The organism is Methylobacterium currus (assembly GCF_003058325.1).
Classification (GTDB): Bacteria; Pseudomonadota; Alphaproteobacteria; order Rhizobiales; family Beijerinckiaceae; genus Methylobacterium; species Methylobacterium currus.
The window spans coordinates 5,860,649-5,882,366 of sequence record NZ_CP028843.1 but is presented as its reverse complement, the minus strand read 5'-3'; the positions used below and the strand labels follow the sequence as shown (position 1 = coordinate 5,882,366).

The window sequence follows — 21,718 nt, the reverse complement described above, 5'->3', positions numbered from 1 at the left end:
GGACGGGGACAGTGCCACGTACGACGAACCGTCGAAGGGCAGCGAGGCGGCGCAGCATCATCCCGGCCTCACGCCGCATCGGTGCGCCGGCCGCGAGCGGCGGCGAGCGCGCGGTCGTTCTCGAAATCGAGCATCAGGCGGACCCAGTCGCCGTCGGCCTCCGCCTCGGCAGGAGCCTGGGTCTGGGCCGAGGTCGGGGCGTGAGCCTGGGCGTGAGCTTGCGCGTGAGCCTGGGTCCGGATCGGGATGGTCGGCCGTATCGGCGGCGCCAGGGGAAGGTCGACCGGCTGCAAGGGCGCGGGCTCCTTGGCAGACTCCTTGGCAGGCTCCTTGGCCGCCTCCGGGGCGAACCCGGTGGCAACCTCCCGGGCAGGCTCGTCGTAGACCGGGGCCAGCGCCTCGACCGGCACGGGGCGGCGCACCTCGCCGGCGAACGCGTAGCGCAGGGCGCGGACGGGCTCGGCGAGGCCCCACCAGATGAATTGCAGCGTGCCGGTGAACAGGTCCTTGTGGCGGCGCCGGCGCAGCTGGAACCGACGCATCGCCTCGGCATCGCCGTACATCAGGCCGGCGAGCGCGACGTAGTCCTGGGTCCGCAGGGTCCCGAAGGCGAGGCGGCAGACCGCGTCGGCGCCGGCCCGCGTGACCGGCCCGAGCACCACCGGCAGGGCCCCGGCGGGGCGGCTGCCGGCCATCGGCACCACCGTGAGCGTGCCGGGAACCGGGCGGTGACCGGCGCCGGGGGCGAGGAAGGCCGCCGGCATCCGCACCGTGCAGGCCTCCGCCGAGACCCGCTCGATCGCGACATCGACGGCCCGCCCCCCGAGGGTGAGCTGCCCACGGCGGCTGACCGGGAGCGACGGGGTGCGCTCGATCTGGCGGCGCTCGGCGCAGACCCCGAGCGCCGCCCCGGCGGTGAGCAGGTTGAACAGGTTCCACAGGCCGACGACCAGCATCAGGTTGGTCACGCCGGGTTCGAACAGGTAGCGCCAGGCCGCGACCAGGCAGCCGGTGAGGAGCAGGCCGTAGACGGCGAAGAACGGCAGCGACAAAGCCGACAGGTGGTCGTGGTCGAGCGTCGCGCCCTTGTTGGTGACGTTGAAGGTCGGCTTGCGCGGCGACCAGATCACCGAGACGATCGCCTTCGACAGGTACAGACCCTGGACGTATTCGTACAGCTCCGAGACGAACGGCCAGCGAAACTTTCCGTAGACGTAATTCTGCATCATCAAGTTGATGACGATGTAGGTCGCCGTGTAGGCGATCGATTCGTCGACGCTGGCGACGAAGATCTTCAGGTCGAAGAAGATGTGCAGGAGCGGCGCGAACATGAAGACGAGCCGCGGAACGGGGAAGAACCAGAATGTCATGCTCGACAGGTAGGCGAGCTTCTGGATCGGCTTGAGGCCGCGCTGCAGGGCCGGGTTCTTCAGGATCAGGATCTGGAACATGCCCTGGCACCAGCGCGAGCGCTGGCCGACGAAGTCGGCGAGCGTGTCGGGCTGGAGGCCGGCGATCAGCGGCTTGTCGACATAGGCGCTGGTCCAGCCGCGGGAATGCAGCTCGAAGGCGGTCTCGCAATCCTCCGTGATGGTGATGCCGGCGAAGCCCCCGGCCTCGTCGAGAGCGGCGCGGCGCAGGAGCGCCGCCGAGCCGCAGAAGAACGAGCCGTTCCACTTGTCGAGCCCGGCCTGCGTCACCGCGTAGAACATCTCGTTCTCGGACGGCATCCGCTCGAAGGTGCGCAGGTTCCGTTCGATCGGATCCGGGTTGAGGAAGGCGTGCGGGGTCTGGACCAGGAAGAGCCTCGGATCCTCGGCGAAGTAGCCGACGGTCTCGGCGAGCAGCGAGCGGAACGGCACGTGGTCGGCATCGAGCACCAGCACGAGGTCGCCGGTGGCGGCAGCAAGGCCGTTGTTGAGGTTGCCGGCCTTGGCGTGCTCGTTGCGGGCCCGCGTCAGGTAGCGGGCGCCGAGTTCCTCGCAGAGCGCCTGCAGCTCGCGGCGCCGGGCCTGCGCGCCTTGAGCCTTCTCGGGGTTCGGGTCGGCGCATTTCTGGTCGGTGCCGCCGTCGTCGAGGAGCCAGACCGTCAGCTTCTCGGGCGGGTAGTTCATCTGGCGGGCGGCGGCCAGTGTCATCGCCAGGATCTCGGCATCCTCGTTGTAGCTCGGCACGAAGACGTCGACGGAGGGAAGGTCGGCCGCCGGCGCGGCCGCGGGCGGCGGGCGGCGCAGCGGCTCGGCGTTGATGACCAGGCTGACGAACAGGATGAAGACGCAGTAAAGCTCGCAGAGCAGCAGCAGGAGCCCGAAGCCGAAGCTGACCGGATCGCCCGGCGAGGGCAACGTGTCGGTCACCCGCCACAGGATGTACCGCAGCACTACCAGGCTGCCCATCGCCAGGAAGACGAAGCGGGTCCGCGGCCCGTCGAACACGAGCCAGAGCCCGGCCATCGCCGCCATGGCGGCGAGGCTCATCGCGAGCTGGTTCTGGGTGCCGACGGGCTGGCTCAAGAGGGCGAGGCCGGCCGCCGTCGTCCCGATCCACGCCAGCCATCGCAACGCACGCACCACGCCCGCCACCTCAGAATCGCCCAAGCCTCTGCGCCCAAGCCCCTACGCCATAGGAATATGTCGGTTTCTCGTTACGAGAACCTGTTTTTTGTCGATGAGCCGAGAGGTCTTTGGATCCAACATTGCGTGATTCCGGAATCGAAACGCCACGCTTGGCTTGAGACCGATTTAGGACATTTCGGAGAATTCGCAAATCTCAACCGCAAGTTCGGTTGCATTTCCTAGGACTATTTTGTTAGATCCCCATATGACGGCAAGATTCCGCGCTATCGACGTTGCATCATGTTCGACCGGGCACGCCGGTTTGCGCGTCGTCCGGGCGGCCGGGAGCGGCCGGTGACGCGCGTCGCACACGGCATCGTGCCTTTTGGGGCGATCGGAGACCTGCTGGGAGGTCAGGGAGCGCGCGGCATCCCGAGCTTTCTCTAGGTCATCCCGGCACCACGCGGGGGAGCCCGGCATTGGGGGCGCCGCGGGCGGGCGACAGCCGGTGCGACGCAGGACGACGCGACGCACGACCGAACGAGCCCATGCCGCCTCGCCGAGGAGGGTGCGGGGGAGGAGGGTGCGGGGGGAATCTCGACCCGCCCACCTCGCCTCCGCCGGTGCGGCGGGCCTCAGAAGTTCGCCCGCGCCTCGATGCTCGAATAATAGCCCGAGCCCTGGACCCGGTCCTGCACGTAGCCCGCCGCCAGCGACATCTGGACCGGCCCGAACTTCACGCCCGACAGATGGGCACCGATGCGGTACTGGCGGAAGAAGTCGTCGCCGAGGAACAGCGCCTCGGGACCGATATAGACGCCGTCGGCGACCATGTAGCCGACGCGGAGGCGGGAATAATAGGCGTTGAACTTGGTCGAGTAGGAGCCGTACGCCGACACCATGGTGCGATCGGTGGGATTGGCGTAGAAGTTCGCGGCGACGCGCAGGCCGATCCCGGTTCCGACCACCGGGTTGCCGGGATCGGGGATCGAGAGCTGGTTGCTGCGCACGTTGAAGCCGATGAAGCCGGCGAGGGCGGCGTCGCGCCAGACCCATTCGTAGCCCGCCATCGCCGAGCCTTCCTGCTGGTAGCCCGTCACCCGCGAGGCGACGGCCTGGCCCGGATAGGAATAGGTGCCGGCGATGGCCTCGACCCGCACCCGCGGGCCGCTCTGGGTCGGCGGGCCGGCGAGCGGCGCCGTGACGGTGATCGAGCCGAAGGCCGAGCTGTTGGAGGTGACGCTGGTCGAGCCGTCGACGGCGATCGCCCAGCTGTCGTCGACCGCCTGGGTCTGCGCGCCGGTATACCAGTCGGCATCCGCCGCCGGCGCCCGCAGATCCGCCGCCCGGACCATGCCGGCCGTGGCGATCACGGCCAGGCTCGCGCCCCCGAGAAGACGCATCATTCGATACTGACCCGAGGCAATCAACGCCGCCTCCTACGCAACACACCGATAGACTGTGCACTGCTTTATGCGGGCGGACGGTTAAATTTCGCTTGCCTGACCCGCAGATCGCATCGGCAAATTTTACCGATTGGGCGAGAACGTTTCCCGCGCGGTCCGGACCGGCGCGCGGATCAGGCGGCGCGGGCGGCCAGCACGGCGGCGAGGTCCTCGCGCCGGAACGGCTTGTCGAGCTGAAGGAACCGGCGCGCGGCGGCAGGCAGCTGGCCGTGCGGGCTCGCCAGGATGACGCGGATGCCAGGGTGGCGCTCGACCACGGTGGCGGCGAGCTGGAGACCGGTCATCACCGGCATCGCCTGGTCGGCGATCATCGCGTCGAAGGCGGCGTCGCGGGCGAGCAGCTCCAAGGCGTGCTCGCCGGAGGCGGCCTGGACCACGCGATGGCCGAGCTCGGCCAGGGCCTCGACGAGGCTGGCGCGCACGAGGCTGTCGCTCTCGACGAGCAGGATGCGCAGCGACGCCTGCGGCACCGGACCGGCGATGGCCTCCCGGCGCGGCTCCGCACGGCCCGCTCCGACAGCGCTCGCCTCCACGGTGCGCGCTTCCGCATTGCGCGCTTCCGCGCGCAGCCAGGCCTCGGCGAGGAACGCCTCCTCGCCGCAACCGTCGCTGAGCACGCGCCAGCCGCCGCCGCTCCCGCTCAGGAGCCGCCCCACCGTCTCGAGCGCATGGACCTGCGACCGCGCGGCGGTACCGGGCGGGCGGCGCCCGCTCGCGAACAGCACGCGCAGGGCCGGCCCCTCCGGCATGCCGGGAACCGGCGGGGCGCCGGCCGGATGCTCGGCCGCCCCGATCGCGAAGCCGTGCAGGCCGAGGTCGCGGACATGGAAGGCGAGGTTGAGCAGCACCAGCTCGACGAGCCGCTCGCCGCAGGCGGCCTTCGGCAGGTCCTCGGGGATGCGGGTGATGAGCGGCGCGTCGTGCAGGACGTTCGCCTCGAGGAAGGGCAGGAACGCCGCCACGGTGGCGGCCAGGTCGGAGGAGGACAGCTCGGCCGGAACAGGATCGCCGCCGATCTCGCCGCCGCGCACCAGTCCGAGCAGGCGCCGGGTGAGCGCCGCGCCGCGCTGGGCGCCGGCCAAGGCCGCATCGGTCAGGGCCGTCTGGCGCGGATCGAGGCCGGTCTGGCGCCGCAGCACCCCGAGATTGGCCAGCACCACCGTGAGCACGTCGTTGAAATCGTGGACGATGCCGTCGGTGACCCGGCGCAGGACGAGGTTGCGCCGCCGCTCGTTGGCGCCCGCCGGGGTCTCGGCGGCGTCCCCCTCGCGGATCGTCCGGCTGAGGGCGTGGACCCGGATCCGGCCGGCGGCGTCGCGGCCGCGCAGGAGCCGCACCAGCAGCCGGCGGCCGGATTCGGGCCCCGGCCCGCTCATGCGCATCACGACGTCATGGGGGCCGTCGGCCCCGAGCGCCGCCGCGAGGGAGAGGTCGAGGAGCGGGCGGTCGGCGGGCTCGAACCGGGCGCCGAGGTCGGCCAGCGTCGCGACGCGGTCGGCCGCCGCGAGGGCGCCGGCACCGTCAGGGTCCGACCACACGACCTGCCTCGTCTCGGGATCGATCTCCCAGCAGGTCCAGCCCGACATCTCCTCGAAGGTGTGCAGGCGCCCCCGCACGCGGTCGAGGCCGGTCCCGGCCCCGGCGAGCCGGGCATCGAGGCTCTGGGCCCGGTCGCGGACGGTGCCGGCGATCGCCGCGATCTCGCGCACCCGCGACACCGGTCCCTCGCCGTCGTCGGCGGTGCCGGCCTCCTCGGCGAGGCGCCGCAGGCGCGCCGAGACCCGCCCGCCGAGGGCGTAGCCGAGGCCGCCGGCGGCGAGCACGAGTCCGATCCCGAGGGCGATCAGGCGCGGATCGGGCCGCGGCTCGGGCCGCAGCGGGAGCCCGGGCGCCGAGGCGGTGACGAGCCAGCCCGGGCTGGCGATGTCGCGGCTGCCGCGGGTGGGCGCGGCCTCGTGCGGAAGCGGGTCGTCCGCGGCCGGCAGCGGGCCGACGAGCGCGCGCCCGTCCGCTCCGGCCACCGCGAAGCGGATCCCGTCGCCGGCTCCGAGCGTCCGGCGGACCCGCTCGGCGATGCCGTCGAAATAGGCCGGCGCGGCGCGCAGCAGGAGGCGGTCCGACCGGCCGGGGGCACCGAGCGCCAGGGTCAGCGCGAAGGGCGCCTCCTCGGGGCCGGCCGCCACCGCGACCTGAGCGTTGCGGGCGGGCGAGCGGTCGACCCGCAGCCCGCCGGGTCCGCCGGCGGCGCGCAAGGCGCCGTCGGGGGCCAGCAGCGCGGCGTCGCGGTAGCGCGGGTTGAGGGCAAGCCAGTCCCGCAGCCGGCCGGCGCGCCAGGCATCGGACAAGGTGGCATCGTCGAGGCGCAGGAGCAGGGCGGCGTTGCGGGCGTCGTTGATCGAGGCGCTGAGTTCCTCGTCGAGCGCGTCGGCATAGGAGCGCGCGGCCTGGACGAGATTGCGGGCGAGGGCGGGATGCGCCGTCGCGGCGTCGCGCGGGGGGCCGGAGAGCGCGCCGCCGAACCAGGCCAGCCCGAAGGCCGCGGCCGCCACCGTGGCGAGCTGGGCCGCGTTCAGCACCTTGAGCGAGATCCGGACCGAGTCCAGCATGAACGGGTTCCACGGCGCGAGCGCGACCACCGGCCGTCAGGTCGGTCCTCACGTCCGTTACCCTGGGCGGATTCGTGCTTAAGACGAGGTTAACGCCGCGCCGGGGCGGTCCGGCGATCAGGCTTTCGCGCCGATTCCCCAGCGCCCGCAATAGTCCGCGAGCGCCCCCGGCTCCGGGCCGGCCAGCGCCACGTAGCCGTCCGGTCGCACCAGGTAGGCGGCACCCTCCGCGAAGCCCGCCTCCCGCGCCGCCTCCGTCCACCGGAAGGCCTGGAGCGGCAAGCCGAGGCGGTCCGCCTCCTCGGCGAGGTCGGGGCGGCCGGCGCCGTAGACGTGGACCTGCCAGGACAGGCTCGCGAGGGGCACGAAATTGTCGGGGTCTCCCAGCCAGGGCAGGCGGTCGCCGCCCTGCACCCGCCCGGCCCGGCCCGCGCTCAGGGGGCTGTCGTGATAGGCGATGCGGACCTGCGACACGGTGTCGAACAGCGCCTTGCGGGCCGCCGCGAAGCCCCAGAGCGCCGGCAGGAGATGAGGCAGCAGGACGGTGCGCAGCACCTGGCCGCCGAGCCCGGGTCCGGTCACTGCGCGGAATGCCCGGTCGGTCGTGGCGACGAGGCTCCGGGCGAAGGCGATCCGCTCCGGCTCGTAGCTGTCGAGGAGGGCGGGAGCGGCCCGGCCGGCGACGGCCTCGGCGAGCTTCCAGCCGAGATTCACCGCGTCGCCGATGCCGGTATTCATCCCCTGGCCGCCGGCCGGGCTGTGGATGTGGCCGGCATCGCCGGCGAGGAAGCAGCGCCCGGCCCGGAACCGCTCGGCCACCCGGTGATGGACGTGGTAGGTCGAGAACCAGTTCACCCCCTCGACCCGGATGCCCATCAGCGCCTCGATGCCCGGGCGCAGATCCTCGAAGGTCAGGCCGGGACGAGAGGTGAGCGCGGCCGGCACGAGCCCGATCAGGCGCTGCATGCCGGAGAGGCGCACCGGCAGCATCAGTCCGAGGCCGTGGGCGCCGAGCGTGACGGACAGCTCCTCGCGAAACCCGCCGGCGACGCGCGCATCGGCGACGTAGAACAGCTGGTCGTAGGTGCCGCCCGGAAACCCGATGCCGAGCGCCTCGCGCACCCGGCTATGGGCGCCGTCGCAGCCGCACAGATAGGCGGGCGTGCAGACCTCCTCGGTGCCGCCGCGCGACAGCGTGGCCCGGACGCCTGACCCGTCCTGCGACAGGGCCGTGAGCCCCGTGCCCCACTCGACCGCGACGCCGGCCCGCGCGAGCTGTCCCACCAGCAGGCGCTCGTGATCGTCCTGCGCGTAGGCGAGGACGAAGGGATAGGGGCTCTCGCCGGCGCCGAGGTCGCGGAAGCTGACGCAGGCCACCTCCTCGCCGCCCTCGCGCAGGCGTACAGCCGGAATCATGACGCCCCCGGCCACGACCGCGTCGGCGAAGCCGAGCTGTCGGTAGAATTCGAGGGTGCGGGCCTGCACCACCATCGCCCGCGAGGCCGTGCCGGGGCCCTCGGCCTGATCGACGATCCGGAACCGGACGCCGTGCCGGGCGAGCTGCAGCGCGAGGTTGAGCCCGGTCGGGCCGGCGCCGACGATCAGGACCGGCGGGGCGACGGGCTGGGGGGTGGTGGACATGGCGCTCCTCCCACGCGGCGACGAAGACCAGGGGGACAGTCTCGGCCGGGAACGGAGAAGCGGCAAGATGGCCGGGTCGGCGCCGCATGCTGCCCTCTTCCGGGCGCGGCCTTCCCGACCCGATCCTCGGGCCGGAGACCGGCCGCGACGGTTCAGCCGGAGGAGGCGGCCGTGACGACGAGATGCACCCCCGCCGCCTTCTGCACGATGTGCAGCACAGTGAACAGGTGGCTGGCGGTCGGATTGCCGGTCGGTCCGAGCATGTGCATCAGGCTCTTGGACGAGGTACCGGCTTCTTCCGCCAGGCGCTCGAAACCGATCGTCGCGTCGATGTCGTCGCGCAGGATCGCCTTGCCGGTGTCGAGGTCGCCGGCGAGCAACGGGTCGACGGCTTCGGTCAGCAGGGCATCGCGGAAGGCAGGGTCGCGCTCGGCACGCGCCTTGAGGGTGTCCTGTACGCTGCGGGTCGGGGCCATCGCTCCTCCTTGCACCATCGCATCGCCGGAGGCCTGCCGAAGAGCCCGGGTCTACGCCTCGGGCTCCGCCCCATCGGCCGCCCCGAGCATGAACCACACCAGGGCCGCGGTCTTGATCGAGTACGGCGAGTCGCTGATGACGAGGAGCAGGCAGAGATAGATCGCCATGGCGCAGCGCAGGCGCCAGCCGTCGGGGTTGCGGGCCGGCATCAGGACGAACAGGCCCCAGGCCGCCAGCGCGCCGGCGATGCCGACCTGGGTGAGCGTGTAGGCGTAGCCGGAATCCGACAGGAAGACCTTGTCGGCCATGATGCCCCACACGCCCTCGAGCGGCAGCGAGGTGATGAGCAGGGCGGCCCAGAGCAGGCGGCCCGAGATGTCGTTCTGCCAGCTGACCTGGATGCTCTCGAAGCCGTAGATCGCCAGCGCGAGCAGGATCGTGAAGGGCAGGGCGAACCAGAGCAGGCGCGGCAGGCGGTACCCGACCAGCATCGCCCCAGCGATGGCGACGCAGACATAGGCGCCGAAGCGCGCGTCGGCCAGGATGATGGTGAGGGCGGCGCAGAGGAAGAGCCAGGCCCGCCCCCGCATAGTGCGGCGGTAGAGCGCCCAGGCGAACAGCACGGCGCCGAAATTGCCGGCCGAGACCGGCTCGAGGAAGACCGACGAGACCCGGTGCGGCCCGAGGAACGGCAGGATGGTGCGCGAATCCGGCCGGATGCCGCTGGTGAACAGCGAACCGGTCAGCTCGCTGATCTCCGACGCCGACATGCTGCCGCGGGCGACGTAGTACCGCACGATGTTGAAGTATTGCTGGTAGATGTCGAACAGGCCGTACTCGAACAGGCCCATCGCCACCACGATCACGCCGCTCGCCAGCACCGCGCGGTCGGCATCGCGCAAGGCAAGGCTGCGCCTGCCGAGACTGTAGAACACGACCGGGATCAGGAAGTCGCGGATGCCCTTGACGTCGGTGTTGCCGCGCAAGGTGACGAGCAGGAGCCCGTAGGTCACCAGCCCGGCGAGGACGAGCCATGGGCCCGGCCGCTCGTCGAGGGCGAATCCGAGGGTCACCGCGATGATCGCCACCTCGGCGCCCATGACGGTGCCGCCGGAGACCGGGAGCCCGGCGGTGTTGAGGAAGCAGAGGGCGGCGTTGAAGACCAGCGCGCCGGTCAGCACCACGAGAGCGGCCTGCCCCTGGTAGGGCGCGCGCCAGTCGGCGGGGGGACGAATGGCGGGCGCGGCGGCCGGCGGCAGGCCGATTGTCAGGCCGGCCTTCATGCCGGCCTTCATGCCGGCCGTCACGCCGCCCGCACCTGACCGGCGGCGACCGGCCCCGCCGGCACCCGCCGGCGCAGAGGTGAACTCCGCCGCGCCTCGACCGTGACGAGGCCGAACAGCCCTTGCGCCCGGAAGCGGCCGGCGCCGTCGAGGGTCTCGAGCAGGCGTTCCAGGCGGGTGCGGGTCATCCGGCCGGGGGCGACGAGGAGGAGGATCGCGTCCGAGGTCTCGGGGATCGACAGCCAGCCGTCGCCGCGGGCGAGGTCCCGCTCCGCCACGATGATCTCCGGCCGGGTCAGGCGCTCCACCCCGCGGGCCGGATCGACGACGGCGAGATGGCCGCGCAGGGGCGCGTCGGTGCGCGGGCCGTCGCCGAAGCCGAGGCGGGCATGGGCCTGCTCCGGCACCATCAGGGCCGGCTCGCCGAGGCGGATCAGCAGGTCGGTGAGGATCTCCGCCGCGTGCAGGCGCTCTGGCGCGAGCCCGTCCGAGGCTACCGTGACGATCATCGGCTGGCCGCGGCCGGCAAACCGGGTGCGCAATTCGCGCGCCGCGGTGACCAGGGATTCCTCCGTACTCGCGCCCCGGCCGGCGCGGCCAGGCCGCTGCAGTCGGGCCCAGACCGGCGCGGCGGCGCCGAACCCCGAGACCGTGGTGATGCTGCCGCGCCAGACGTCGTAGAGGAAGCCGAGGATCAGCCCCAGCACGGCGCCGAACAGGCCGGCGGCCACCACCACGATCGGCGCCGGGGTGTCCGACGGCTTGAGCGGCGGGGTGGCGCGCGACACGATCTGCGAGTTGCTCGGATTGATCGATTGCTGCTGCTCGAGGTCCTTCGTCCGGTCGAGGACGAGGTTGTAGGTGCGCCGGATCGCCTCCGCCTCGCTCTCGAGCTGGCGCAGGCGGATGCCCTCCTGGTTGCTGCTGGTCTGGTTCTGGATCAGCCGCTCGGCCCGCCCGCGCAGCTGGCGCAAGGATTCCTCAGCCCGGCGCAGGTCCTCCTCGATGGTGCGGCGGATCCGGTCGGCCTCCGCCGCGATCAGCCGCGCGGTCGCGGCGCGCTGGGCGGCGAGCGCGATCATCTGCGGATGGCTCGGGCCGAGGCTGCGGGAGAGGGTCGCGATCTCTTGGAGCGTCTGGGCATACTGGGTGCGCAGCGAGACCATCACCGGCGAGGTGTCGGCCTCCGGCACCGCCTGGACCTGTCCGTCGGCCACCCGCAGCTGGCGCACCTGCTCGCGCCGGGACGAGAGCCGGGCGAGGTTAGTCTCCGCGGCGGTGATCTGGGTGTAGAGGTCCTTGATCTGCTGCGACACCAGGAGGCCGGCATCACCCGAGCCGATCAGGCCCTTCTCGGCCCGGTAGCGCTCCACCGCCACGTCGGCCCGGTTGAGCTGGGCGCGCAGGTCGGCGGCCTGGGTCAGCAGCGCCTCGTTGGCCCGGCGCACCGCCGAGACCCGGTCCCGGGCGCCGACCTCGAAGAACTGCGCCGCGATGGTGTTGGCGATCTCGGCCGCGCGCCGCGCATCCGGATAGGCGACGGTGAGCTGGAAGTTGAACGAGGTCTCGACCCGGCGCACCACGGCGCGCTTGCGCAGGGCCTCGAGCGCCACCACCGCCGGATCGGCGCCCGGCGGCGCCCCCCGGACCAGCACCGGGTCCTCGGCGAGGCCGAGCTGCGCGATCACCGGATCGAGGAGCTTGGCCGAGAGCAGGACCAGCCCCTGGCTCTCGAGATTCGCGAAATCGAGCTGAGCCGGCGCGTCCGCCCGCGACAGGCCGCGCCCGACGATCTGCAGCGCCTGCGGATCGATCAGGAGTTCGACCGTGGCGCGGTAGGTCGGCACCTGCCTCATGGCGTAGAGCCCGCCCAGGGAGGCCATCACGCCGGCGCTCGCGACGATCCAGATCGCCCGCCGGCGGGCCGATCCCCACAGATCCGCCAGCGTGCCGCCAGTCCTGCGGTCGGCCGCAGCAGCAGACTCTGCCGTCGACATCTGGTGCCCCTGCCTCATGCGACTTCCGATTGACTTCTCGGCAATGCGGAAATCAACTCCGCTCGTCCGTCACGCGGGCCGATGACAAAATCCATCGAACATTGTCCTTCGACGGATCCCGTCCCTCACCCGTCCCTGATCCGGCAGGGCACGGACAGCAACTTAATCGTGGTTCGGTTACCGATCCGCCAGCCGGTTCGGCCGCCGGGACATGCCAAACTGAGACAGGTGGGCTCCTCTAGCGCGGCACCAGGGCCGCCGCACCCGCCGGCGGGCGCGCCGCGGGCGCGGACAGGCGGGCGTTTCGGCGGGCCTCCCGGCGCTTGAACCAGGCGAGGGACGGACGTTCGACGAAGCGGTAGGTGAGGGCAGCGAGCGCCACCGTGACGGCCACCAGGCCGGCCGCGACCGCGAGGTTGGCCGGGCCGGAACCGACATCGAGGATGCGGTCGTGCCCGAGGATCGCCGTGCGGGCGGCGCCGGTGCGGTGCTCGACGGCGTGCACGACGGTCGTGAAGACCTGGATCACCGGCAGGTGCAGGAGGTAGATCGAGAACGACCACAGGCCGAGGCGCTGGGGGAGGCGGGTGCGGGCCAGATCCGACACGGCGCCCCGCTGGTGCGAGAACAGTGCGATCGCGACGGCGAAGATCAGGCTCGCGCCGTAGCCGAGGGGGCCCTGGGGCAGCACCAGCACCAGGGCCGGCAGGGCGAGCGCCGCCAGGCTCTCGGCCAGGGTCGCGGCGGAGCGCGGCAGGCGCAGCGCATCGCGCAGGGTGTAGGCAAGGCAGCCCAGGAACAGGTCGAACAGGCAGCGGACGATGCCCCAGTTCTGGATCACGAACAGCGTCCGCGGGCTTAACCACCACAGGGCGAGGGCGCTCGAGACCGCGAGCCCGGCAAAGGCGAGGCGGGCCTTGGGCCCGGCCGCCATCACGGTCGCGGCGAGCACGATCGAGGCCCAGAACTCGACCGCGATGCTCCAGGACGGAAAGTTCCAGCTGTAATCGCCGAAGGTGCGGAAGTTCTGCAGGAACAGGAGGTGGGTGACGATCTCCACCGGCCTGTGACCGGCCCCGAAGGGCGGCGTCGCGACCGGCGTGCCGGCATGGTGCGAGAGGTAGAGAAGGCGCATGCCTTCGAGCAGGATCAGGAATCCGAGCGTCGCGGCGTGGAGCGGCCAGAGCCGGCCGAAGCGCATCAGCACGAAGCGCAGGACCTGCCGGCCCGTCGCGAGCCTTTCGCCGTAGGCGTGAAGCAGCACGAAGCCCGACAGGACGAAGAAGACGTCGACGCACAATTGCAGGTTCGGGAACCAGGCCTGCTGCTGCAGCGGATGGGCGAGCGGCATGTGAAAGAACGCGACCGCGAGCGCGCATACGCCCCGCGCCGCATCCAGCGCCTCGAACCGTTCCGACCCCTCACGCCCGCGCATGATCCGCCACCCGTGCCGTTCTCGAACGCTTCCGTCCGGTCCGGGGATGCCGGGCCGATGCTCGCCCCCCGCCCCGCAGGATCGATGCCGGGCGCGACCGGCCGTCAGCCGGCCCGGCGTCGACCCGTCGGTCTTTGATGATTCACCAGCCTCGCGGAATGCGTTTGATTTCCAGCTTGTATCTGCGCCAAGCTGGACCAGCTTTGAGTGAGGTCGAGCGATGGCGTCTATCCAGGAAATTCGTACGATTCTGGCACGCCACGGCGGACTCGCCCGCACCCTCGCGCGCCTCTCGGACGACGACTGCCTGTTCGACAACGGACTCGACTCATTCGGCGCGGTCCAGCTGATGATGGACCTGGAAGAGCATTTCGAGGTCGAGTTTCCTGAACACCTGCTCAGCCGCGAGGCCTTCTCGACCGTGAGCAACATCCAGTCTCTCGTCTCGAGTCAGGTGCTGCGGAAGGCGGCTTGAACGGATATCTGCTGGCGGGTATCGGGATATACGCCCCGCCGACGGGGGGCCAATCCCGCTCTCCGATGGACGGGCGGCCCAGGACGTCCGTATGTCCTGACGTGCCATTCATCGTGAGTCGCAGCATGCGACAGGGGGCTGCGGCCGTTTCCGCTCATGACGAGCGTCCCCGTTCCTGACCCGGAACGGGGAGGGATCAGGGTCAAGGGCGCCCCCTCCGGCATTCCTGCACGCCGGAGGACATCCCGTTCAGTTGAACTTCCCGCTCGCCGCCGCGCCGTCCGGCCCGGTGATCTGCACCACGCCCTTCGGATTCGGGCCGAGCGGCACCCCCGCCTCGCCGGTGAGCCGCGCCTCGGCCGGCGCCAGGACCACGCGGGCAGGCTTGCCGCCTACGACCAGGATCGCCGTGCCCTTGAAGCCGGCCGGCGACACGGCCTTCTCCTTGGCGTCGTAGATGATGACCTCGACCGTCTTGTCCTTGGTCACCAGCTCGATGTGGTAGGGCCCGGCCTCGGCGAGGCGCCCGCCATGGCGCCCGGTCCCCTCGTGGGCGCAGGCGCGGTGCGCGCAGAGCGGCAGGGCGAGGGCCAGGGCGCCGGCCGTGAGGAATCGCTGGAACAGCATCGTGTCTCTCCGGGTGAGGGGATCAGTACAGGTCGGCCGGCGCGGCGCCCGCGGGAGCGGCGGCGGGGGCACCGGCTCGGGCGGCCTCCCGCGCCGCCATCAGGCGCTCCAGCGGCCGGCGTCCGAAACGCAAGAGCAGCACCGGGGTCAGCAGCGCGTCGAGGAGGGTGGCGCTGACGAGCCCGCCGAAGATCGTCACCGCGACCGGGTGCAGGATCTCCTTGCCGGGGCTCGTGGCGTCATAGAGGAGCGGCACCAGGGCGACGCCGGCCGAGAGGGCGGTCATCAGCACCGGGGTCAGCCGCTCGAGGCTGGCGCGCACCACCAGATCCGGTCCGAACGGGACGCCCTCGTGCAGCGCCAGGTTGAGGGTGTGGCTGACCTTGAGGATGCCGTTCCGGGAGGCGATGCCGGCGAGCGTGATGAAGCCGATCATCGAGGCGACGGAGAGCGGCTGGCCGGCGAGCCACAGGGCCGCCACCGAGCCGACGAGCGCCAGCGGCACGCTGCCCAGGATGATCAGCGCCAGCGCGCCCGAGCGGTAGCGGCTGTAGAGCAGCGCGAAGATCAGCCCGAGGGAGACGAGCGAGAGCGCCCCGATGGTGCGGCTCGCCTCTTCCTGCGCCTGGAAGGTGCCCTCGAGGCTCGCGAACATGCCGGGCGGGAGGGCTTCGGCGGCGACCGCCTGGCGGATCGCCGCCACGACGCCCGCCATGTCGGACCCGGCCGTGGTGTTCGCCATCACGACGAGGCGCCGGCGGCCGTTCTCGCGCAGGATCTGGTTCGGGCCGTCGGTCTCGCGGATATCGGCGACCTGGCGCGCCGGCACCCAGCCGGACGGCGTCTCGATCAGGAGGTCGCTCAAGGCCGCGGTGGTGCGCTGCGCCTCGGCCAAGCGCAGGACCACGTCGAAGCGGCGATAGCCGTCGACCACCGTCGAGACGAGGCGGCCGTTGGAGAGCCGGCTGATCTGCTCGACGATCGCCGCCGGCTGCACCCCGTAGAGCGCCGCCCGGCCGTAATCGACCCGGATCTCGAGCTGCGGGATCCGCACCTGCTTCTCGATCTGGAGATCGGCGAGGCCGGGAATCGCCCGCATCCGCTCCTGCAGGCTGGCCGCCACGCGGCGCAACGCATCCAGGTCCTCGCCGAAGATTTTCAAGGCGATCTCGGCCCGGACGCCGGACAGCATGTGGTCGAGCCGGTGCGAGATCGGCTGGCCGACATTGACCGAGACCGGCAGCACCGCGAGCCGGTTCCGGATCTCGGCCATCAGTTCGGCCTTGGGCCGCCCGCCGCCCTTGAGCGCCACTTCGAGGTCCGACGAGTGGACTCCTTCCGCGTGCTCGTCGAGCTCGGCCCGGCCGGTGCGCCGGCCGACCGCCGCCACGTCCGGGATCTCCATCAGCAGCCGCTCCGCGATGGCGCCTACACGGCTGCTCTCCGTGAGCGAGATGCCGGGGGTGAAGGCCATGGTGACGGTGAACGAACCCTCGTTGAACGGCGGCAGGAAGGCCCGCGGCAGCTGCGAGGCGGCGAATCCCGCCGCGACGACGAGGGCGGCGACCGTGCCGACGAGGAGCCGCTGGTGGCGGAAGACGACCGCCAAGGCGGCGGCGTTGGCGTGCTTGAGCCCGCGGATGAAGCGGCTCTCGTGCTCCTCCAGGCTCTTCAGGCCGGGCAGCAGCCAGGAGGCGAGGACCGGCGTCAGGGTGATCGACACGACGAGGCTCGCCAGGATCGACACGATGTAGGCTTGGCCGAGCGGCGCGAAGAGCCGCCCCTCGATGCCCGACAGGGCGAAGAGCGGCACGAAGACCAGCACGATGATCGCGGTGGCGTAGACGATGCCGGAGCGCACCTCGTTCGAGGCCGCGACCACGACGTCGAACACGGAGCGCGGATTGCCGGCAGCCCGGTTCTCGCGCAGGCGGCGAAAGATATTCTCGACGTCGACCACCGCGTCGTCGACGAGCTCGCCGATCGCGATGGCGAGGCCGCCCAGCGTCATGGTGTTGATCGACAGCCCGAGGAGATGGAACACCAGAGCCGTCGTCAGGATCGAGACGGGGATGGCCGTCAGCGAGATCAGGGTGGTGCGGACGTTCAGGAGGAACGCGAACAGGACCAGCGCCACCACGGCGATCGCCTCGACCAGCACCCGCTCGACATTGCCGATCGAGGTCTCGATGAAATCGGCCTGGCGAAACAGGATCTTGTCGGCGGAGATGCCGGCGGGCAGGGACGGCGCGATGTCCCTCAGCGCCGCCTCGATGGTGCGCGTCAGCGCCACGGTGTCGATGTCGGGCTGCTTCTCGACCGAGACGATCACCGCCGGTCTTCCCTGGTAGCCGCCCTCGCCGCGCTTCGCCTTGGCGGCGAAGGAGACCTCGGCCACCTGCCGCAGGCGCACCGGGGCGTTGCCGGTGGCGCCCACCACGAGATCCCGCAGATCCTCCAGGCTCATCGTGCGGGCGATGTTCCGGATCAGGTACTCGCGCGAATACTGGTCGGTGAAGCCGCCGCCGGCATTGGTGCCGAATTGCTGGAGCGCGGCATCGAGCTGTGCGTTGGTGACGCCCAAGGCCCGCATCGCCGCGGGGTTGGGGGCGACGCGGAACTGGCGCACCTCGCCGCCGATCGGGATGACTTGCGCCACGCCCGGCACGGTGAGGAGGCGCGGGCGGAGCACGAAGTCGGCGGTCTCGCGCAGCTCCATCGGCGACAGGGCCTCGCCGGTGACGGCGATCAGCAGCACCTGACCCATGATCGAGGAGACCGGGCCCATCTGCGGCGTCACCCCGCGGGGGAGCTGGTCCTGGACCAGGCTCAGCCGCTCGGCGACCTGCTGGCGGTTGCGGTAGATGTCGGTGCCCCAGGCGAACTCGACATAGACCACCGAGAGGCCGACGCCGGAGACCGAGCGCAGCCGGGTCACCCCGGGCAGGCCGTTGAGGCGGGTCTCGATCGGATAGGTCACCATCTGCTCGACCTCCGGGGGCGCGTAGCCCTCGGCCTCGGTCATGATGGTGACGGTCGGGCGGTTGAGGTCCGGGAAGACGTCGACCGGGAGCCGCGTCAGGCTGAACGCCCCGTAGAGCACCAGCACGAGGGCCAGCGCCAGGACCAGGAGGCGGTTGCGCAGCGACTGCGTGACCAGGAAGGAGAACATCGGCGGCGCTCCCTACCGGACCTGGTCCAGGAGCTCGGCGCCCTGGACCACCACGCGGGTGCCGGGCTTCACCCCGGCCTCGACCAGCACCCGGGCCCCGTCGAGGGGCGCGACCCGCACGGGTCTCGCCTCGTAGCGCTCGGCGGCGGTGTGGGCATAGACCACGTCCTGGCCGTTCGCCGTGCGCACCACGCTCGCCCGCGGCAAGGCGAGGCCGTTCTGCTCGGCATCGGTCGCGGCGAGCACGGTGACGAACTGTCCGACCCGCAGGCCCTCGGACCCACCTCGGATCGCGAACTGCACCGGGATCGCCTGGTTGCGGTCGGCCAGCCCTGCGCCCTGATAGGCGAGGGGCAGGCTGCGCCCGTCGGCGAGCCGCGCGGCGGCGTCGGCGGCGGGCGTCAGGGCGTCGAAGCTGAGGGCCTCGACCCAGAGCTTTCCCGGATCGACGATCTGGAACACCATCTGGCCCGGATTGGCCATCTGGCCGGCGACCGCGGCGGCCTCGGCGATCACCCCGCCGACGGGAGCGGTCAGCACCTCGGGCTCCTGGCGGATACGGTCGAGGGCGGTGCGGCGGTCCTTCAGGCCCTTCAGCTCGTCCTGCGCCTCGTCGAGCTGCACCTGGGAGACCGCGCCGCCGGGGGCGAGCTTGAGGTAGCGGTCGACCCGGCGCTGCACGATGGCGATCTGCTGGTCGAGCTCGCCCTGGCGCTGGCGCATGTCGGAGAGATCGACCCGCTGCACCGGCGGGGTGACGAGGGCCAGCACCTCGCCCGGGCGGACCTTCGTGCCGAGGCGCGGGAAGGCGCCGGAGGGCGGCGGCGCCAGGCGCCCGCCGACCGAGGATTGCACCACGCCGCTGGCATTCGGGTCCGGGATGATCCGGCCGGGCAGCGAGACGGTGCGGCGGAACGCGCCCTCGGCCACGACCTGCGTGCGCAGGGAGAGCAGGCGCTGGGTGGGTTTCGGCACGAACACCGCCCCGTCGGGGAGGCGCTGGGCGAGGTCGGCGGGGGGCGGCACGAAGGCGGCCCGCGTCTCCGGATGGCCGTGGTCCGCGCCCTCATGCGCGAAGGCGGTGGCGCCGAGCACCAGGGTCGCGGCCAGCACCAGCACGGCGAGGACGGGGGCACGGCGCCCGGCCCGCATCAGCCCCATGGCGGCGAGGCCGAGCACGAAGCCCCCGGCGGCAGCGAGGCCGGCGCCCGGGTCGCGGGCGGAGAACCGGTCGGTCAGGCGCTCGGCGAGCTGGTGCAGCCAGCCCTCGCCCTCGTGCTCGTGGCCGGCATGGCCGGGCGTCACCGGCTCGCCCTCCTTCGGCAGGGCGACCGACAGCGGCAGCACGTCCACATCCGCGCCGGCCGTCACCGTGACGACGAGGTCGAGGTGATCCTGCCGAGGGTCCCGCGCCGCGAGCCAGGGCGCGGGGAGGCGGTAGCTGCCGTCCGGGGCAGCCTCGGCTCTCGCCGGGCCGGCCGGCGTCTCGATGTCCAGCGTGGCGTCGGTGATCGGTTCGCCGGTGGCGAAACGGTCGAGATAGAGCACCAGGGCGTCGCCCCGGGGGATCGCGACCAGTTCGACGACGGCGGAGGCCGCCTCGCCGCGGGGCGCGATGGTCTTCGAGACCGGCGGCTGGGGGGCGCCGTGGTCGTGGCCGTCGTGGGCGTGCACCGGCAGGAGGAGGGCCGAGAGGAACGGCAGCGCCGCGAGGGCGAGCGCCATGGCCAGCGCACGCGAAGCGGCCGGCAACCGGAACGGAGACATCGGAAAAGGAACCTTCGCGAGCGGACGTCGAGGGGCGCCCGCGGAGGCGTCCACCCGTCAGGGCGGCGCGCCGGCGCGGGACGCGGGCGTCAGGCGAAGGATCGCGGCGGTCTCGCGGGCGAGTCCGGCGCGATGCCGGCCGGCAACGCATCCTCGGCCGCCGCGAGGCGGCGGGCCGGCCGGGGGCTCGGGAACGCCGCCAGGCTCTCGGGCAGCAGGCCGGGCACGCAGCAGGAAGCCCCCATCAGGCAGCACAGCCCGTTGCAGGGCCGGGCGGCGGGCGCCTCGTCAGGAGTCACGGCCGTGAGGCGCGGGCCCTGCGCGGCCTTGCGCGCCTCGACCAGCGTCAGCGCCGCCGGGCTTGAATGCAGCGATTGCCCTTGATGCGCGTGGCCCTGGTGAGCCTGGCCCTGGTGAGCCTGCGCCGACGACACCCCGACCAGCGGCGCGCCGAGGCACGCGGCGATCATCACGATCACCACGGCTAGCAGGCGCGCGAGGGGGCGGGGCAAGGACATACGGGCAGGATAGCAGATTCGCGGCCCCAGGGAAGCGGGGGCGGGGCGCGCACCTCCGGCATACTGCCATGCAGCGGAACTACGTCCCCCGCGGACCTTCGCCGCGACATCCCGGCTGCCCACCGGGGGCCTCCACCGCATCCTCGCCCGGCCGATTCCGGCCGAGGCCGAGCGCGGCGAGTGCGTGGTCGGGCTCCCGGTGCCGGCCGGCACCGAGTTCCTGGCGGAGGCCGGCCGGCGCCGACCTCAGACCGGCCCGGGTGTCTTGTCCGGGTAGCGGCAGAGATCGGCGATCGGGCAGCGCCAGCATTCGGGCTTGCGCGCCTTGCAGACGTAGCGCCCGTGCAGGATCAGCCAGTGATGGGCGTTGAGGCGGTAGGGCTCGGGCACGATCGCCTCCAGTCCCGCCTGGACCTTGTCGGTGGTGGAGCCGGGCGCGAGCGGGATCCGGTTGGAGACCCGGAAGATATGGGTATCGACCGCGATGGTCGGCTCGCCGAAGGCGACGTTGAGCACTACGCTCGCGGTCTTCTTGCCGACGCCGGGCAGCACCTCCAGATGCGCGCGGGCGCGGGGCACCTCGCCGCCATGCTCCTCGATCAGGATGCGCGAGAGCGCGACGACGTTCTTGGCCTTGGTGTTGAACAGCCCGATCGTGCGGATGTGGTGCCGCACCGTCTCCTCGCCGAGCGCCAGCATCGCGGCCGGGTTGTCGGCGCGCGCGAAGAGCGGGGCAGTGGCGAGGTTGACGCTCTTGTCGGTCGCCTGGGCCGACAGCACCACCGCGACGAGGAGCGTGTAGGGGTTGAGGTATTCGAGGTCGGAGCGCGGCTCCGGATTGGCGGCGCGCAAGCGCGCGAAGATCTCGGCGAGCGTCGCGGCATCGACCGGCTCCGGCGTGGTCGCGCGGGCGGTGACGGGCTTCACCAGCCCCGCCTTCGCGCGTGCCGCCTTGGCAGGTGCGGTGATTTGGACGGGGGCGGCCTGCTTCCGGCGAGTCATGCGTGCCTTATATTGGGCGGATGGCGAGCGGCAAGGCACCGGACGACGCAGGCGCGCGGCACCCCTACGGGCGTGACCCGGACGCGATCGAGCGCCCGGTCTTCGCCGCGACCATCCGGCCGCATTGCTCGCTCTCGCGCCTCGGCTTCCGGATCGTCATGGTGGCCTGCGGCGGCGTCGCGCTGGTGACGGGCATCGCCTTCCTGCAGATGGGAATGTGGCCGGTCACCGGCTTCTTCGGCCTCGACATCGCGGCCCTGTGGCTCGCGCTCACCCTCAACGCCCGCCGCGGCCGCTCCTTCGAGGAGGTGGTGATCAGCCAGATCGAGGTGCTGGTCGCCCGCGTCAGCCACCGCGGCGAGCGGGCGGAGTGGCGCTTCAACCCGCTCTGGACCCGGCTGCACAAGGTCGAGGACGAGGAATACGGGCTTCTGTCCCTGTCCTTCGTGTCGCGCGGCCAGCGCGTGCTGGTCGCCCGCGACGCCTCGCCAACGGAGCGGCAGACGGTGGCGGAGGGGCTGACCCGGGCCTTGGCCGAGGTGAAGAAGGGATATTGATCCGACGGCCCCCCGGACTCGGACGGCGATCCGTTCTATGAGAAAAACCGCTTATGCGAACGATGTGTGCGGGCGGAGGGCCTGATCGCTCATCCGTGCGGCGGCGGGGCGCCCCGCTCCCTGCCGGCCCGATCGAGGAC

15 protein-coding genes are annotated in these 21,718 nt (G+C 72.0%); 2 read left to right on the top strand and 13 right to left on the bottom strand.

Going from position 1 to position 21,718, the window contains the following annotated elements; translation table 11 throughout:
- Positions 1-68: 68 nt before the first annotated feature.
- From bcsA to DA075_RS26955, 8 genes are all read right to left on the bottom strand, one after another.
- Positions 69-2,582, bottom strand: a complete 2,514-nt coding sequence (gene bcsA / locus DA075_RS26990; protein WP_099955848.1) for a UDP-forming cellulose synthase catalytic subunit — start codon at positions 2,580-2,582, stop codon at positions 69-71.
- A gap of 608 nt (positions 2,583-3,190) precedes the next feature.
- Positions 3,191-3,961, bottom strand: a complete 771-nt coding sequence (gene bcsS / locus DA075_RS26985) for a cellulose biosynthesis protein BcsS (RefSeq protein ID WP_099955847.1) — start codon at positions 3,959-3,961, stop codon at positions 3,191-3,193.
- 173 nt (positions 3,962-4,134) lie between these two features.
- Entirely contained in the window at positions 4,135-6,627 is a 2,493-nt protein-coding gene (locus DA075_RS38245) for a response regulator (protein WP_099956835.1), read from the bottom strand.
- Positions 6,628-6,744: 117 nt separating this feature from the next.
- Entirely contained in the window at positions 6,745-8,268 is a 1,524-nt protein-coding gene (locus tag DA075_RS26975; RefSeq protein ID WP_099955846.1) for an FAD-dependent monooxygenase, read from the bottom strand.
- A 152-nt stretch (positions 8,269-8,420) separates the two neighbouring features.
- Entirely contained in the window at positions 8,421-8,744 is a 324-nt protein-coding gene (locus DA075_RS26970) for a helix-turn-helix domain-containing transcriptional regulator (RefSeq protein WP_099955845.1), read from the bottom strand.
- Between the two features lie 51 nt (positions 8,745-8,795).
- Positions 8,796-10,052, bottom strand: coding sequence for a UDP-phosphate alpha N-acetylglucosaminyltransferase (locus DA075_RS26965; RefSeq protein WP_123834444.1), 1,257 nt, complete (start codon positions 10,050-10,052; stop codon positions 8,796-8,798).
- A complete protein-coding gene (locus DA075_RS26960; RefSeq protein ID WP_164712494.1) occupies positions 10,049-12,025 on the bottom strand; it encodes a GumC family protein in 1,977 nt (658 codons plus the stop codon). The genes DA075_RS26965 and DA075_RS26960 overlap by 4 nt, the downstream gene beginning before the upstream one ends.
- Before the next feature lie 238 nt (positions 12,026-12,263).
- Complete coding sequence (locus DA075_RS26955) at positions 12,264-13,460, bottom strand: acyltransferase family protein (protein ID WP_099955842.1); 1,197 nt, start codon at positions 13,458-13,460, stop codon at positions 12,264-12,266.
- A 220-nt stretch (positions 13,461-13,680) separates the two neighbouring features.
- Between DA075_RS26955 and DA075_RS26950 the strand changes: the two genes are divergently transcribed.
- Positions 13,681-13,935, top strand: coding sequence for an acyl carrier protein (locus DA075_RS26950; protein WP_099955841.1), 255 nt, complete (start codon positions 13,681-13,683; stop codon positions 13,933-13,935).
- Between the two features lie 249 nt (positions 13,936-14,184).
- Here the strand turns inward: DA075_RS26950 and DA075_RS26945 are convergent, their stop codons facing one another.
- The 5 genes from DA075_RS26945 to nth form a co-directional block, all read right to left on the bottom strand.
- The gene (locus DA075_RS26945; RefSeq protein WP_099955840.1) at positions 14,185-14,562 is read right to left on the bottom strand and encodes a hypothetical protein; all 378 of its coding nucleotides are present in this window, start codon (positions 14,560-14,562) and stop codon (positions 14,185-14,187) included.
- A gap of 22 nt (positions 14,563-14,584) precedes the next feature.
- Positions 14,585-17,734, bottom strand: coding sequence for an efflux RND transporter permease subunit (locus DA075_RS26940; protein ID WP_099955839.1), 3,150 nt, complete (start codon positions 17,732-17,734; stop codon positions 14,585-14,587).
- Between the two features lie 12 nt (positions 17,735-17,746).
- The gene (locus tag DA075_RS26935) at positions 17,747-19,459 is read right to left on the bottom strand and encodes an efflux RND transporter periplasmic adaptor subunit (protein WP_244936368.1); all 1,713 of its coding nucleotides are present in this window, start codon (positions 19,457-19,459) and stop codon (positions 17,747-17,749) included.
- 131 nt (positions 19,460-19,590) lie between these two features.
- A complete protein-coding gene (locus DA075_RS26930) occupies positions 19,591-20,013 on the bottom strand; it encodes a hypothetical protein (protein ID WP_123834442.1) in 423 nt (140 codons plus the stop codon).
- Between the two features lie 252 nt (positions 20,014-20,265).
- On the bottom strand, positions 20,266-21,021 hold the full coding sequence (nth, locus tag DA075_RS26925) for an endonuclease III (RefSeq protein ID WP_099955836.1): 756 nt from the start codon (positions 21,019-21,021) through the stop codon (positions 20,266-20,268).
- Positions 21,022-21,041: 20 nt separating this feature from the next.
- Here nth and DA075_RS26920 point away from each other — a divergent pair, with 20 nt between their 5' ends.
- Complete coding sequence (locus DA075_RS26920; protein ID WP_099955835.1) at positions 21,042-21,578, top strand: DUF2244 domain-containing protein; 537 nt, start codon at positions 21,042-21,044, stop codon at positions 21,576-21,578.
- Positions 21,579-21,718: the final 140 nt, after the last annotated feature.

Bases quoted from the DNA above. Each gene is read 5' to 3' on its own strand.
- bcsS (WP_099955847.1), bottom strand. From the start codon at position 3,961: ATGATGCGTCTTCTCGGGGGCGCGAGCCTGGCCGTGATCGCCACGGCC.
- DA075_RS38245 (WP_099956835.1), bottom strand. From the start codon at position 6,627: ATGCTGGACTCGGTCCGGATCTCGCTCAAGGTGCTGAACGCGGCCCAG.
- DA075_RS26975 (WP_099955846.1), bottom strand. From the start codon at position 8,268: ATGTCCACCACCCCCCAGCCCGTCGCCCCGCCGGTCCTGATCGTCGGC.
- DA075_RS26970 (WP_099955845.1), bottom strand. From the start codon at position 8,744: ATGGCCCCGACCCGCAGCGTACAGGACACCCTCAAGGCGCGTGCCGAG.
- DA075_RS26960 (WP_164712494.1), bottom strand. From the start codon at position 12,025: ATGTCGACGGCAGAGTCTGCTGCTGCGGCCGACCGCAGGACTGGCGGC.
- DA075_RS26955 (WP_099955842.1), bottom strand. From the start codon at position 13,460: ATGCGCGGGCGTGAGGGGTCGGAACGGTTCGAGGCGCTGGATGCGGCG.
- DA075_RS26950 (WP_099955841.1), top strand. From the start codon at position 13,681: ATGGCGTCTATCCAGGAAATTCGTACGATTCTGGCACGCCACGGCGGA.
- DA075_RS26945 (WP_099955840.1), bottom strand. From the start codon at position 14,562: ATGCTGTTCCAGCGATTCCTCACGGCCGGCGCCCTGGCCCTCGCCCTG.
- DA075_RS26940 (WP_099955839.1), bottom strand. From the start codon at position 17,734: ATGTTCTCCTTCCTGGTCACGCAGTCGCTGCGCAACCGCCTCCTGGTC.
- DA075_RS26935 (WP_244936368.1), bottom strand. From the start codon at position 19,459: ATGGCGCTCGCCCTCGCGGCGCTGCCGTTCCTCTCGGCCCTCCTCCTG.
- nth (WP_099955836.1), bottom strand. From the start codon at position 21,021: ATGACTCGCCGGAAGCAGGCCGCCCCCGTCCAAATCACCGCACCTGCC.
- DA075_RS26920 (WP_099955835.1), top strand. From the start codon at position 21,042: ATGGCGAGCGGCAAGGCACCGGACGACGCAGGCGCGCGGCACCCCTAC.